The 13,993-nt window shown below is 48.6% G+C and carries 16 protein-coding genes; 8 read left to right on the forward strand and 8 right to left on the reverse strand.

Going from position 1 to position 13,993, the window contains the following annotated elements; all coding sequences use genetic code 11:
• The 3 genes from IPM52_03075 to IPM52_03085 are packed head-to-tail and all read right to left on the reverse strand — an operon-like array spanning position 1 to position 2,579.
• Complete coding sequence (locus tag IPM52_03075) at positions 1-1,035, reverse strand: iron ABC transporter permease (protein ID MBK9290603.1); 1,035 nt, start codon at positions 1,033-1,035, stop codon at positions 1-3.
• Positions 1,032-2,168 carry an ABC transporter substrate-binding protein gene (locus IPM52_03080; GenBank protein ID MBK9290604.1) on the reverse strand — a complete coding sequence of 379 codons (1,137 nt, stop codon included), beginning with the start codon at positions 2,166-2,168 and terminating at the stop codon, positions 1,032-1,034. Before IPM52_03080 ends, IPM52_03075 begins: the two co-directional genes overlap by 4 nt.
• A gap of 27 nt (positions 2,169-2,195) precedes the next feature.
• Positions 2,196-2,579: a co-chaperone GroES gene (locus IPM52_03085; protein ID MBK9290605.1), complete on the reverse strand. Its 384-nt coding sequence runs from the start codon at positions 2,577-2,579 to the stop codon at positions 2,196-2,198.
• 143 nt (positions 2,580-2,722) lie between these two features.
• On the opposite strand from IPM52_03085, the gene IPM52_03090 reads away from it, so the two are divergent.
• The 6 genes from IPM52_03090 to uvrB are packed head-to-tail and all read left to right on the forward strand — an operon-like array spanning position 2,723 to position 9,836.
• Positions 2,723-3,031 carry a hypothetical protein gene (locus tag IPM52_03090; protein MBK9290606.1) on the forward strand — a complete coding sequence of 103 codons (309 nt, stop codon included), beginning with the start codon at positions 2,723-2,725 and terminating at the stop codon, positions 3,029-3,031.
• Between the two features lie 22 nt (positions 3,032-3,053).
• On the forward strand, positions 3,054-4,874 hold the full coding sequence (gene mutL / locus IPM52_03095; protein ID MBK9290607.1) for a DNA mismatch repair endonuclease MutL: 1,821 nt from the start codon (positions 3,054-3,056) through the stop codon (positions 4,872-4,874).
• 33 nt (positions 4,875-4,907) lie between these two features.
• The gene (locus IPM52_03100; protein ID MBK9290608.1) at positions 4,908-5,750 is read left to right on the forward strand and encodes a rhomboid family intramembrane serine protease; all 843 of its coding nucleotides are present in this window, start codon (positions 4,908-4,910) and stop codon (positions 5,748-5,750) included.
• 1 nt (position 5,751) lies between these two features.
• The gene (locus IPM52_03105) at positions 5,752-6,669 is read left to right on the forward strand and encodes a rhomboid family intramembrane serine protease (GenBank protein ID MBK9290609.1); all 918 of its coding nucleotides are present in this window, start codon (positions 5,752-5,754) and stop codon (positions 6,667-6,669) included.
• 8 nt (positions 6,670-6,677) lie between these two features.
• Positions 6,678-7,796 carry an endonuclease/exonuclease/phosphatase family protein gene (locus IPM52_03110; protein MBK9290610.1) on the forward strand — a complete coding sequence of 373 codons (1,119 nt, stop codon included), beginning with the start codon at positions 6,678-6,680 and terminating at the stop codon, positions 7,794-7,796.
• 9 nt (positions 7,797-7,805) lie between these two features.
• Entirely contained in the window at positions 7,806-9,836 is a 2,031-nt protein-coding gene (gene uvrB / locus IPM52_03115) for an excinuclease ABC subunit UvrB (GenBank protein MBK9290611.1), read from the forward strand.
• A gap of 295 nt (positions 9,837-10,131) precedes the next feature.
• Here uvrB and IPM52_03120 read toward each other — a convergent pair whose 3' ends face one another.
• From IPM52_03120 to IPM52_03140, 5 genes are all read right to left on the reverse strand, one after another.
• A complete protein-coding gene (locus tag IPM52_03120) occupies positions 10,132-10,269 on the reverse strand; it encodes a transposase domain-containing protein (GenBank protein MBK9290612.1) in 138 nt (45 codons plus the stop codon).
• Positions 10,270-10,328: 59 nt separating this feature from the next.
• Positions 10,329-10,421, reverse strand: coding sequence for a transposase (locus IPM52_03125; GenBank protein ID MBK9290613.1), 93 nt, complete (start codon positions 10,419-10,421; stop codon positions 10,329-10,331).
• A 171-nt stretch (positions 10,422-10,592) separates the two neighbouring features.
• A complete protein-coding gene (locus tag IPM52_03130) occupies positions 10,593-11,198 on the reverse strand; it encodes an IS66 family transposase (GenBank protein ID MBK9290614.1) in 606 nt (201 codons plus the stop codon).
• A 495-nt stretch (positions 11,199-11,693) separates the two neighbouring features.
• Positions 11,694-11,942: an IS66 family insertion sequence element accessory protein TnpB gene (locus IPM52_03135; protein ID MBK9290615.1), complete on the reverse strand. Its 249-nt coding sequence runs from the start codon at positions 11,940-11,942 to the stop codon at positions 11,694-11,696.
• A gap of 120 nt (positions 11,943-12,062) precedes the next feature.
• On the reverse strand, positions 12,063-12,338 hold the full coding sequence (locus IPM52_03140; protein ID MBK9290616.1) for a hypothetical protein: 276 nt from the start codon (positions 12,336-12,338) through the stop codon (positions 12,063-12,065).
• Between the two features lie 51 nt (positions 12,339-12,389).
• On the opposite strand from IPM52_03140, the gene IPM52_03145 reads away from it, so the two are divergent.
• Together IPM52_03145 and IPM52_03150 are read left to right on the forward strand one after the other, a co-directional pair.
• Positions 12,390-12,716, forward strand: coding sequence for a response regulator transcription factor (locus IPM52_03145; protein MBK9290617.1), 327 nt, complete (start codon positions 12,390-12,392; stop codon positions 12,714-12,716).
• A 33-nt stretch (positions 12,717-12,749) separates the two neighbouring features.
• Positions 12,750-13,925 (forward strand): sugar transferase, encoded by a 1,176-nt coding sequence (locus tag IPM52_03150; protein MBK9290618.1) that lies wholly within the window; start codon positions 12,750-12,752, stop codon positions 13,923-13,925.
• The last annotated feature ends 68 nt before the right edge of the window (positions 13,926-13,993 follow it).

Raw genomic sequence — 13,993 nt, forward strand, 5'->3', positions numbered from 1 at the left:
TCAATAAGGCATTGATTGATATCGCTTTACAAGTACATAAACTACGATCGGTGCACCTATGAGTGCAGTGATGGAGTTGATGGGCAAACTGCCGTCGAAGCCCGGGAGGCGGGCGATGAGATTGCAAATCAAAGCAAGAATGGCTCCGATGAGCATACTCGAGGGAATCAGGACACCGTGGTTACTGGTTTTAAACAAGTTACGCGCAATGTGCGGCACAGCCAGTCCGAGAAAAGCAATGGGTCCCGTGTAGGCAGTGGTTACCGCCGTGAGGTACCCGGCAAGCAACAGGATCAAAGTACGGAACGGACGAATGCGCAATCCGAGATTGGAAGCATACGACTCGCCCAAGAGAAAGATATTGAGAGGCTTAATCAGAAAAACCGAAGCAAGCAGCCCGAATAGCACAACGGAAGAAAAAGATGCCAGTGAAGCGCGGTTAACGTTTGAAAAACTCCCCATTCCCCATACCACAAAAGCCTGCAGATCTTCCTTGTTGCTGAAATACTTAATAATTCCGGTGAACGCACCTGCCAGGTAGGCAATCATGATACCGGCAATAAGCAGGCTGGTCATTGAGCTTAATACCCTGCTTATCAATGTGATAGCAAAAAGAACGGCCAGAGCTCCCAGAAAGGACGCCCCTATGATCCCTACATGACCAAAAGCGCTGAAGCGGTAGGCCTGATCGGTAAGGCTTGCTGTGCCAAAGAGCAGGAGAGCCACACCAAGGCTTGCGCCAGAACTGATGCCCAAAATAGATGGATCGGCCAGTGGGTTGCGAAAAAGCGTTTGCAACAACAAACCTGCCACGGCCAGTGCAGCACCTGTGAGCATGGCAGTGAGCAACTGTGGTATCCGGAAATGAAAAATTATAGTGTCGAAAGCCTGATCTGCCTGCGGATGACCCTGCAGTACCAGGAACAGCTGCTCCAATGAGATATGGACCGAACCGTAAATCAGATTAAGCCACACAAACACCGGCAGGAGCAACAAAAGCAGAACAAAGACTATGGTCGTCCTGGATGGAATCATTTCAGCAGGTAATGATAGCGTGGCTTGTGATCCGGTAAAATTTCGGGGTGAAAGATAGCGATAAAATCAGCGAGTATCAGCTGAGGTTCCAGCGGGCCAAGCTCAAAATATCTGCTTTCCATTGTGTTGCAAAAAATTACGCGCCTGTTGCGAAAAGCTGCGAATTGTTCGAATACTTTGTTCTCGCTTAACAAACCTTCGTAACCTCCGATGTCGCCTGCATGCGCAATGCGCCAGAAATCAGCGTCCACTGCCCGTGCAAAGATGGCCTCGGGGTCGAGGGGAATGCTGCCGGTTGCATCGAGATGACTGAACACATAGTCTCCCCCGGCATCCCTGATGATTGAAGCCATATAACTCCTGCCTCCCGGCACATACCACTGTCCTGCAAAAGGCTTGTCGGCGAAGATGGTGGGTCGGGATGTGGTTTCGGATGCCAGATGTGAGAGTCTCTCATATTCAGCTTTTATCTGACCAAAGATGCTGTCTGCCAGGGTTTTATAGCCGGTAAGGAAACCCAGCAATCGAATCCATTCGGCCCGGCCAAGCGGGTGAGGCTCCAGAAAATCAGTCCACGGCAAAGGCGTGAGCGGAAGCGCCTTGATAGGCTCAGGCAAACCTGAAGCGTCCGGGGAGTAGAGCATCAGTGCACCGGGGTATTTGCTCAACAGCTCGTAACGGAACAGCCCGTCGCGGGCTACCTCGGCCACCTCTCCCCTTTTGAGCATTTCAAGTATGCGCGGGTCGCGTACGTAGGGCGCCTCTGAGATGCCCGCGATAAGGTGTCCTGCATCGAGCTGAAGCAACATGCCCCACTGGGTAGCCGATAATGCTATTATCTGATTTACAGGAAGATGTATTGCAGGTGTGGATGATGCAACCTCTTTCGTTTCCGAAATATCCTGAAAAATGAATCTTGCCAGCAGATGTTGTCCTGCTGATGGGTCAAAAATTTCCAGAAAGTAAGCCTGGCCATCGTCAATGATGCGAAATCCTCTGGCATAGTCAGGATCGAGTACAATGCTATGGCTTTCAGTCTTTTCCGGGACTTTTTGGTTATGATTGACACAGGAAAAATTGAACAAAGCCAGTAAGCAAAACAAATGCAATCGAAAAAGACTGTGTTTCGTCATGGTTGGGCTGGCAGGCAAAAATGATGGTTAATCTTCTGGCATCAGGTCTTCCCGTTCAAGCAGGAGAATAGAATTGTGGGGTACGATGAAATAGCGCTCGTTGTGATAAAATACCTCTATGGCGCCTTTTTGCAGGAAGATAGCCAGATCGCCCACCTTGGCCTGAAGCGGTAAATAGCGGATATCTTCCCTGCTGTTTTTCTTCCAGGGTTCGTAATCTTCATCCTGCAGGTTTGGAATAGGATAACCAGGCCCCACCTTGACCACATATCCGCTCTGAATGGCTTCTTTCTCGGTGTATCCGGGAGGTAAAAAAAGTCCTCCCCGGGTTTTCTCAGGCGATGATTTTGGTTTGATCAGCACCCTGTCGCCAACCACGATGAGCTTGTCGAATTCTGTTTCGGATTGCATGAATATGTTTGAGCTAAGACATTTGCAAAAATAGCCCTTTTGTTCCGAAGGCCTGCTTTCTGGTTCAGTGAAGTCATCCGCTAACTCTCCGATTTTGGCTACTTTTGCACGATTACGCGGATGACGCAAATAAAGTTTTTATCATGAAGCTGTATATGTTCCGGACCTCCGGTCCCAGAAAATTCACCTATATTCCAAGGTATTACGACCCCCAAAAGGAAGCCCTCGAAAAACGCAAAGCCGAGCTGGGACTTGATACCCAACTGAGCGAAGAGGAGAAACTCAGGCTGCGTATGAGTTCGCGCTGGCGGAAAAGCGGTCAGGACAGAAGCATAACCGGCCCAAGGTTTACCTTTATTATATATGCCATCGTCATAGTGGGCGGAATTTACATGATCTTTTTCACCGATCTGATTGACAACCTCTTACGGGCTTTTGGTGTAGGCAAATAATGAATAAAGCGAATAAAAATCCATGAGCGACCTCATCAGGCTATTGCCCGATTCAGTGGCGAACCAGATTGCCGCGGGCGAGGTGATCCAGCGACCTGCCTCGGCAGTCAAGGAGTTGCTCGAAAATGCCATTGATGCTGGTGCAAGCCGCATTGATCTGGTAGTCAGAGAGGCCGGAAAGAATCTGATTCAGGTTACCGACAATGGTTCGGGCATGTCGGAGACCGATGCCCGCATGTGTTTTGAGCGCCATGCCACTTCCAAAATCAGTAAAGCCGACGACCTGTTTTCCATTCGCACCATGGGTTTCAGGGGGGAGGCACTGGCCAGTATTGCTGCCGTATCACAGGTGGAGTTGCGCACCCGGCGTCCGGCCGACGAACATGGTACCCTGGTAAAAATTGAAGGCTCAACGGTGGTGGCTCACGAAATCTGCGTTTGTCCGGCCGGAACGACCATCTATGTCCGTAATCTTTTTTTCAACGTTCCTGCCAGACGCAACTTTCTCAAATCCACGCCCGTGGAGCTCCGCCACATCATCGACGAATTTCAGCGTGTGGCGCTGGTGCATCCGCATGTGGCTTTCACCCTGACCCACAACGACAAAGAAGTTTTCAGGCTGGCAACCGGATCGTTCAAGCAGCGCATCGTAAACCTGCTCGGCCCAACCTATAACGAACGCCTGCTGAGCGTGAGCCAGGAAGCAGCAAAAATCAAGATAGACGGCTTTGTGGTCAAGCCCGAATTTTCGAGAAAAACCCGTGGAGATCAGTTCTTTTTTGTAAACAACCGCTTCATCCGGCATCCTTACCTGCATCACGCCATCGAAAATGCCTTTGCCGAGCTTCTTCCCAAAGACACTTTTCCGGGTTATTTTATACACATATCCATCGACCCTGCCGAGATTGACATCAACATCCATCCCACAAAAACAGAAGTTAACTTCCTGGATACCAAGCTTGTGTATGCCATTCTGCATGCAGCTGTCCGGAAAACCCTGGGGATGCATCAGCTCAGTCCGCGCCTTGATTTTGAATCGGATCATGACCATGGCATTGACTTTGGCGAGATAAGCCGGGCAGGAAGGGAAGTCAGGCCGCCAACCATCAGCATCGATCCCGGATTCAATCCTTTTCGCTCCTCAAGCCAGCCGGCGGGCAATGCACAAAGGCTCAGGCCAAACGAAAACTGGAGGCTATTTTATCAGGAGACGCATGAAAAAACTGTAGAGAATGCGCCTCAGTTGGCTCAACAGCAAAAGCCGGCGCAAGAACCCGCTGTCCGTTCTGCATTTTTGCAATTGCACGGCACCTACGTCATCAGCGTGGTAAAATCCGGATTGCTTATTGTCAATCAGCACCTTGCAAGTTGGAGAATACGATACGAAAGCTGCCTGGAACATTTGAAAAACGGTTATGGGGTATCGCAACAGCTGCTTTTTCCACACACCGTGCAGCTCAATGCCCGTGAAGCCTCGCTCTGCGAAAGTATATTGCCTGACCTGCGTACCCTGGGAATGGACATTTCAAAAGCCGGCGACCGAACCTTTGTGGTGTCAGGCCTGCCCGAAGGCAGCGAAGATCAGGATGCCGGTGCCCTGCTCGAAGGATTGCTGGAACAGCTGCAGCAACACTTAGACCAGGGAGCGGGCGACAGCAAGGAACTTCTTGCTGCTGCACTATCGCTCAGGCTTGCCTGGCCCTATGGAAAAACCCTCTCTGCAACCGAAATGGCCGGATTGGTAGATGCGCTTTTTGCCTGCAGCCAGCCTGAGGTTGCACCAGATGGCCGGAAAATATTTACTTTGCTCGGAATTAACCAACTGAATCAATATTTCGAATAAACCCCACGCCACCGCATGAGCTACTATCAACCAATGGGATTCAGGGTTTTGCCCCCTGTGGTAAAAAACCTGCTTATCATAAATGGTCTTTTCTTTCTGGCGACCATTTCCTTTCAAACGAGCTTTGGCCTCGACCTGACCAAAACCCTTGGTCTTCACTTTCCGCTGGCTTCCGATTTCAGGCCGTGGCAGTTTATCACCTATATGTTTATGCACGGCGGCTTTGCACACATCCTGTTCAACATGTTTGCCCTGTGGATGTTTGGCTACGCACTGGAAAACGTATGGGGTGGGAAACGATTCCTCGTTTATTACATGGTAACCGGAATAGGCGCCGGCATGGTTTACCTGATCTGGATCTGGTTTCAGATGAGGCCTGATATACAGGCAATGGATCGCTTTCTTGCCACTGCAAGTGTGGAAAGTTTGCAACAATTTACCTCTGAACATACTTTCCGTGTGAGCAGGTTCTCCGGCCCCATCTGGCATGAGTTCCAGAAATTCGAACGAAACCTGAGCCTGATCTCGCTCAATCCATTCGATACCAGAGCATTAAGCGAAGCTTTGGAATTTGTTTCGCTTTACCGCGACTATTACCTCAATCAATTTGTGGTGGTGGGCGCCTCGGGTGCAGTGTTTGGTATCCTGCTTGCATTTGGCATGATGTTTCCCAACTCATTGATTTACTTGTATTTCTTTATCCCGATCAGGGCCAAGTATTTTGTCATCCTATATGGTGCATTCGAACTTTTCGAAGGGGTGATGAACCGTCCCGGAAACAACATCGCCCATTTTGCCCACCTCGGAGGCATGATCTTTGGTTATTTCCTGATCCGTTACTGGAAGAAAAAAGGTGAGTTCTACGAACTGAACTGATATGGCTTATTATGCTTATAATCAGGGAAATGCGGGGGATGCGATCAAAAGCTTTTTCCGTAAGCCCTCCGCCCTTCCAAGGCTTATTCTGGTAAACCTGGCAGTTTTTGCCGTCATTTATCTGATTAGCCTGTTTTTGTGGCTCTTCAGTGCTGTGCCCCGGTCGGATGTTTCACAAATAATTGCCGGATGGCTTGCTGTGCCTTCAGAATGGTCGAGACTTGTGCAGAAACCCTGGACCATAGTCACATACATGTTTTTGCATCTGGGGCTGCTGCATCTGCTCTTCAATATGTGGATGTTGTATTTTGGAGGAAGCCTGTTTCTGCGTTACCTAAGCGACAGGCAGATGCTGGCAACCTATGTGTTTGGCGGCTTTTCCGGGGCATTGGTGTACATCCTGTCCTACAATTTTTTACCTGTTTTCATTCAGGCCAATCCTTATGCGGTGGCACTTGGAGCTTCGGCTTCGGTGCTGGCAATTGTGGTTGCCATTGCCGCATGGGTGCCAAACTATCCGGTGGATTTGTTGCTAATCGGCCGCGTGCGGATCAAGCATATTGCTATCGCATTGGTAATCATCGACTTTTTTAGTATTCAGGGTGCTAATCCAGGAGGCCACCTGGCACATCTGGGGGGCGCCTTGTGGGGCTTTATTTATGCCAGACTCATGCGCAGAGGCTACGACCCGGCTGTGGTCTTCAACTTTGCAGGAGTGTTTCGCAGAAAACCAAAATTCAGAACCTATCCGGGAGAGCGCAGGCAAAGGCCGGAGACTGACGAGCAATACAACATGCGAAAACAGGCTGAGCAACAGGTGATTGATGAAATCCTGGATAAAATAGCCAGAAGTGGCTACGACAGCCTGAGCAATAAGGAAAAAGATATCCTGTTTAAAAACAGCAACCGAAGAAGCTAACCTGAACAATGGGTACCATAAGCAGCCTGGGGCGCAAAGTAGCCGAAACCATCACCACACCTTTGTCGCTGGTGATTGCCCTGCTGCTTGTGCTATCAGCTACTGCGCAATATTTCAACCCATTGCAGGTGGAACTGATGCCTTTTCTCGGGCTCTTTTTCCCTGTCTTTTTCCTCCTCAACATCTTTTTTTTGGTGCTGCTGGCAATCCTGGGAAAACGAACCGCCTTTTTATCGCTTTTTCTATCACTGGCACTGTCACCTGTTTTCCTGACCTACATCGGAAAAAACCAGACTTCAACGGAAAGCGACTTTAAACTACTGACCTTCAATGTACATGGTTTCAGAGGTCAGGCCAAAGACAGCAACAGATCAGATGTAGCCACCGGGATTGCCAATTTGATCAGGGATTCCGGAGCAACCATGGTTTGTTTGCAGGAATTCAGATCATGGACGGGTGATATCGAACAGGATATCAGCATGTTTGCCGGCCAGGCCGGTTACCCTCATTATTCCTACACCATTTACTGGCCCAAAGGAGGTAGCAATTCTGATATTCATCTGATAATCAGCAGGCATCCTATTTTAAGGTCTGGTCCGGTTGGTGCCAGAACCGGACGCAACATCGGACACTATGCGGATCTTGCAACAGATTTGGGCGTCATCAGGATGGTAGGTTTGCATCTGGTTTCATTCAGCCTCGATAAGCAAGAAATTGAAATGTTGGGTCAGGCTGATTTTCTGAACCGGGAAAATGCACGTAAGCACTTTCCCCGTCTTTCAAGTAAATTGGTCAACACCTTCAGAATAAGGGCTTTCGAAACTCAGGACCTCCTTACCTTTATCAACAAAAGCCCGTTACCCCTTGTGCTGGCAGGCGATTTCAACGATACACCAGCCTCGTACACCTACCATAAACTGCGACGGGCAGGATTTACTGACGCCCATTCCCGATCGGGCCATGGCATAGGCGCAACATACGCAGGCCGGATTCCCCTGCTCCGAATCGATTACGTGTTTTTGTCGCCGGCTTTCGAATCCCGCTCCAGCACAGTTTTACCTTCATCATTGTCCGACCATTACCCTGTTGTGGTTACTTTTGCAAAACGCACCTCTGCGCAAGATTAAGTCTCCACAATGCACTTTAAACTTGTTTCCGATTTTCAGCCCACAGGCGACCAGCCACAAGCCATCGCGCAGCTGGTTGATGGCTTACACCGTGGCGACCGGCATCAGGTGCTGCTTGGAGTCACCGGATCCGGTAAAACTTTCACCATTGCCAATGTGCTCGCGCAGGTGAACCGCCCTGCCCTAGTGCTTAGCCACAACAAAACACTGGCAGCCCAGCTCTACGGCGAGTTCAAACAGTTTTTTCCGGAAAATGCCGTGGAGTATTTCGTTTCCTACTACGACTATTATCAGCCCGAAGCTTACATCCCGAGCACAAACACTTATATAGAAAAAGACCTTTCGATCAACGACGAAATCGAAAAACTGAGGCTGAGTGCCACTTCCTCCCTGCTCTCAGGCAGGCGCGATGTGATTGTTGTTTCTTCCGTTTCGTGCATATATGGAATCGGAAACCCGGACGATTTCACCAACAACATTATCCATCTTTCTGTCGGACAGCGCATTAGTCGGAACTACCTCCTCAATCTGCTGGTCAATGCCTTATACAGCCGCACCATGGCAGAGCCGGGAAGGGGCCAGTTTCGGGTGAGAGGCGAGGTGCTCGATGTATTCCCAGCCTATCTCGACTACGGTTTCAGAATCATCTTTTTCGGAGATGAAATTGAGCAAATCGAAATTATAGAAACCAATACCGGTAAACGGATTGAACGCCTGACCGAGGCCACCCTCTATCCGGCAAACATCTTTGTCACTTCGCCCGACAGAATGAAGCTGGCACTCATTCAGATTCAGCAGGATATGATCCGGCAGGTGGAATATTTCAATGAGATTGGCAAGCACGAGGAAGCCCGAAGGCTGGAAGACCGCGTGACTTACGACCTTGAGATGATGCGCGAACTTGGGTATTGCAGCGGCATCGAAAACTACTCGTTGTATTTCGACGGACGCAAGCCTGGATCGAGGCCCTTCTGTCTGCTCGACTACTTCCCGGAAGATTACATCACCATCATTGACGAAAGTCATGTCACCATCCCCCAGCTTCGGGCCATGTATGGTGGCGACCGCTCGCGCAAGCAGGTGCTGGTGGAATACGGTTTCAGATTACCTGCAGCCCTGGATAACAGACCTTTGAAGTTTGATGAGTTTGAAGCGCTATGCGGGCAAACCATCTACGTGAGCGCCACTCCTGCTGATTATGAACTTCAGAAATCAGAAGGCGTGGTGGTGGAACAACTGATCCGGCCAACCGGACTACTCGACCCTGTGATAGAGGTAAGGCCAAGCATCAATCAGATTGACGACCTGCTCGACGAAATCAGCCAGGTTGTAAAAAAAGGCCAGAGGGCGCTTGTGACCACCCTCACCAAACGCATGGCCGAAGAACTCAACAAATACCTGCTGAAGCTTGATATCCGGAGCCGCTACATCCATTCTGATGTGGAAACGCTTGAGCGCGTGGAAATTATGAGGGGTTTGAGGCTTGGAGAATTCGATGTGCTCGTGGGTGTAAACCTGCTTCGCGAAGGCCTTGATCTTCCGGAAGTTAGCCTGGTGGCTATCCTGGACGCAGATAAGGAAGGTTTCCTGCGCAGCGAACGGTCGCTGACCCAAACAGCAGGTCGTGCTGCCCGAAACGCCGACAGCAAAGTGATTTTTTATGCGCATACCATCACCGGCAGCATGCAGCGGACGATAGACGAAACCAACCGAAGAAGACAAAAACAACTGGAATACAACGCATTGCACGGAATCACCCCTACGACAATCATCAAATCGACCACAGCAGTTCTGGGCCAGAGTGCAATTGTCGATATCGCGGCAGAAAAGAATCAGGAATATCCGCTACACGATACCCAGGCTTCGCTGGCCTCCGATCCGGTGATCAAATATTTAAAACCGGATGAAATCAGGAAGATCATTTCGCAGCACAAGCGTTCGATGCAGGAGGCCGTGAAGGAGCTCGATTTTATTGAAGCTGCCCGCCTTCGTGACGAGATTGCCGAACTGGAACGCTTGCTTGCAGAGAAATCAAACTGAAAAATTCTTATTATTAGATTCCTTGTCTCATTTTTGGAATGTAACAAGGTATTTTTCATGAACCAAATTTTGTTGGAAAAAAATTTTTCTTTCAAACCTTGCGGATTTGGTTAATTTTGCGTGGTGGTGGGAAATATTAGTAATTTGGGGCATGGAATAAAACTGGCAAAAACAACCCGGAACTAAACACATGAAAAAGAAGATTCTTGTTGTGGACGACGAAATGAGCATCCGATTGTTGCTCGAAAATTATCTTGGAAAAACCGTAACCCTTCGGCCACGAGCGTGTTGCTTGTTATTTTGGATTTTTTATTGGGAGTAGTTTGTACAGTTGGTTGGCCGGGTGGTCTGGAAGTACCTCGAGGGTATGGCTGAGCCAGCCAAAAGGTTCTACTTCATTGAGTTTGCAAGTGGCTAACAAGGAATAAATCATGGCTGCGCGCTTTGCTCCCTCATGCGAGCCTGCAAACAGATAGTTTTTTCGGCCAAGGGCTAAGGACGTATGGTGTTTTCAATCAGGTTGTTGTCCATTTGATATCGTCCGTCATCGAGGTATCTTATCAGTCTTGGCCAAAGGGTCAACATGTAAGTGATGGCCTGGCCAATGGCGCTTTGGGCAAGACACAGGCATGTTGCTCACTGAGCCACCGATGCAACTGCTCAAGCACAGGTTGGGCCTGTTGCTGTCTGAGGATTTTTATCTCATCATGGTTCAGGGATTCTCTTTTGCCATGCGCTCAATCTGGTATAGCTTGCCTATAAGCAACAGGGCAGTTTCAGCCCGTTGGCTGTCGTTATCCAATGCCTTTTCAAAATTGCGTCTGGCATGTGCCATGCAGGCAGTTGCAAGATATGGCCTTTGAGTCTTAATCCGTTGTATGCTGCATAACCATCGGTTTGAAGCACTCCGCTAAAGTCTTTCAAAAACTTCCGGGCCTTCGCGTCCGCGCCCTGCTGGTAGTCGAATACCACAAGGCGCTCCATCGGATCGTGGTACACCCAGAGGTAACCTTTGTGTGTTGAGCCCGGCTTGTCTTTTGTCAATACTGCAATGGGCGTTTCATCGGCCTGAAGGTAGCCCGAGGATTGAACTTTTGCCACAAGGCTATGGTATAGCGGTTCAAGCAACTGACAGCTGGCGCTGAACCATCCGTTGATGGTTGACTCTGACAACTGAAGCTTCTGACGTTTGAACATTTGTACCTGACGGTAAAATGGCAGGTGATCTGCGTATTTACTCACTATCAGGTGAGCCAACATGCTTGCGCCGGCATTACCTTTCTCGATAGGCAGGCTCGGAAGCTCGGCTATGGCTATCTGTGTTTGTTCCTGGTTCTGACCAAGCACATACTTGGGGCGCACAATCGCCTGACATAGATGCTGCCAGGCTCGTATTCAAGTACCTCCGTGATGGCATTACCAATGAAGCGGGCGCCCTCAGGAAGGTTCTGTGGTTCGATGACCTGCTGTTTGCGTGGCAAATGGGCCGGAAGTTCAAGACGAAGCGGTTGTTGCTTGTCTTTTTGCCCGGCTTTTGTGGGTGTAGTTTATTTGCTGGGTCTGGGGCTCCGGTTTCTGAGGTTCCGGCAGCTCGAAAAGGGTTAGTTGATTGGGATTGGGCCACAAACCGTTCGCTCTTTGCACCAAATAGCATACGCTGGCTGGGCAAGTTCATGCTGAGCAGCTGGAGCTGACCACCAGCGCATCATTCCATACCATGTCCTTATGCCGTGCAAGCTCTTGACGAAGCATATTGAGCTCGGCCAGTAAGGCTTGATGTGCTGCTTTGGAAATAGTGATTGTTTCTGTGCTTGCCATAGGGCAAAATTCAGAATCAACCTGCTGGAAATGACCGCCTTAAACCTTAGTTTCCAACAAAATCATGTCGATAAAATCGCTTGTTTTTCTTGCATTTTCCATTGAAATACCATTGATTATCATCACCAGCTGGCTATAGTCGAGCATCTGGTTTTTCACCCCATCCATACTTTGTTTGGGCAGTTGCAGCCTGCCTTGCTCGAGTCGCTTGTAAAACAGTACGAACCCTCCGGGTTCCCACCGAGCTTTTGATGCAGTTGCGTGGCTTGTTAATGAAAATGTACAAATCTCCGTCTGGGGTTTTGGCCAAGCTTGCTTGTGACCAGCCCGTAAGCCGTCGAAACTTTTACCATGTCTGTTGGCTCAAGGTAGAGAAAATACCTTGCCGAAGTAATGGAAAACATATCATCACATCCGGATTAAACATTTGAGCAGCGATACAGGGGTAGACAACGGCACATGTAGCTCAATGCCATTGGGATAACGAATCAACAGGTTTGTGCTACATGGCCCATTCAACTGCACAAAGCCTCCAGTTGCCTGCTCCTTTGAACGATACTTATTTACCCAGTAACGAAATGTGTAAAGCTTCATCCCATTTGCCATTGCAAACGACCTTTGACTTTGACCACTGCTCCACTGCTCAACAAAAAACATTTTGTCTTTGCGCTCTTTACGAATCATATCCCAAAAATTTTAAGCGCAAATATCTGCAACCCAACCCCATCCTAAAATATGCTCGTGGCCGAAGGGTTACGAAAAACCTACGACGTCTTTACAAAAAGTGATGGTTTGGAGGCAATGAAATGGCTGCAGGACGGTAATCTTCCCGATTTGATAGTTGCTGACATTCAGATGCCAAACCTTGATGGCATTCAATTTTTAACCCAGATCAGAGCAAGTGGGTTTTTCAAGGAAATTCCGCTTATCATGCTCAGTGGCATCGAGAGTAGCCAGGAAAAAGTAAAGTGCCTGAAGATGGGTGCAAACGATTATGTGGTCAAACCATTTAACCCCGAAGAACTCGCCTTGCGTATTGAATTGCTTTTGGCACGAAAATAGCTCCGGCAGAAAATTTACCAGGAATCATAACCAATGCAACGCATTCTTTATATTGGAGGCAATCATGCCAACACCCGTGGACTTCAGGCCCTGGATGCCTCCTATGACATAAAGATTGTAAGCAACGGGCTTGAAGCTATCAACACAATTCATAAAGGGTTTGAACCCGAATGCATTATTTCCGAACTATATCTTCCGGGAGTAAATGCAATAGAAGTTTTCAAGCTTCTCAGATCGCAAAATATCGCATCAGGCACTCCATTTATCATTTATTCCGAGAAAGAAAACCCTGAAATGAAGTTGGTTGCCCACAAGTTGGGTGTGGACGATTTTTTTGAAGAAAATTTTGAGCCCGAAGAAATCATGCTCAGGGCTTCATTTCTTGCGCAGCTGAAACAATTGAACATCACCACAGAGGCATCAACAACCTCGATCCGGGAATATAAACTGCCCTGGGAAAAGCGGCTGTTCGACATTGTTGTATCGCTCGTTGCTTTGATTCTATTGTTGCCTTTATTCATCATTGTGGCCATTGCTATCAGGCTGGAATCGAAAGGAAAAGTATGGTACTCCTCCAAACGTGTGGGAACGGGTTACAAAATATTTGACTTTTATAAGTTCAGATCCATGTACACCGGCGCCGACAAGGACCTTACAAAATTTAAGCACCTGAACCAATATCAGTCCAAATCGGAAGAGCTGACCTCAGAAGAGATGGATGAGGCCTGCCCACGTTGTGCCGCGCTGCCTGAAGGATCAAGTTGCTCACCAATATTATATAAGGAAGGAAAGAAAATATGCGAATATTGGTATCAGGAACTGAAAAAGAAGAAAAAGGGTGCTACATTCATCAAAATCAAGGATGACCCACGTGTGACGAAAGTCGGCAGATTTATCAGAAACACCAGCATCGACGAGCTGCCGCAGCTGATTAATGTGCTTAAGGGGGATATGTCGATTGTGGGCAATCGTCCCCTGCCGCTTTACGAAGCTGAACAACTTACATCAGATGACTGGAGTGCACGTTTTCTTGGACCAGCAGGCATCACAGGCCTGTGGCAGGTGGAAAAACGCGGAAAGAAAGGGGTGATGTCGGACGAAGAACGCAAAGCCCTTGACAATCATTATGCACAAACCTATTCATTCTGGGGAGATATTAAGCTAATTCTGAGGACAATACCTGCGTTGTTCCAGAAAGAAAATGTTTAAAAACCCTGTTAAAAACTTTTGCGGAAAATGCCTTTTCTCGATAGGATAATTAAAAGTCAGTTTGATAT

This window comes from Bacteroidota bacterium (assembly GCA_016715945.1).
Lineage (GTDB): Bacteria > Bacteroidota > Bacteroidia > Bacteroidales > F082 > JALNZU01.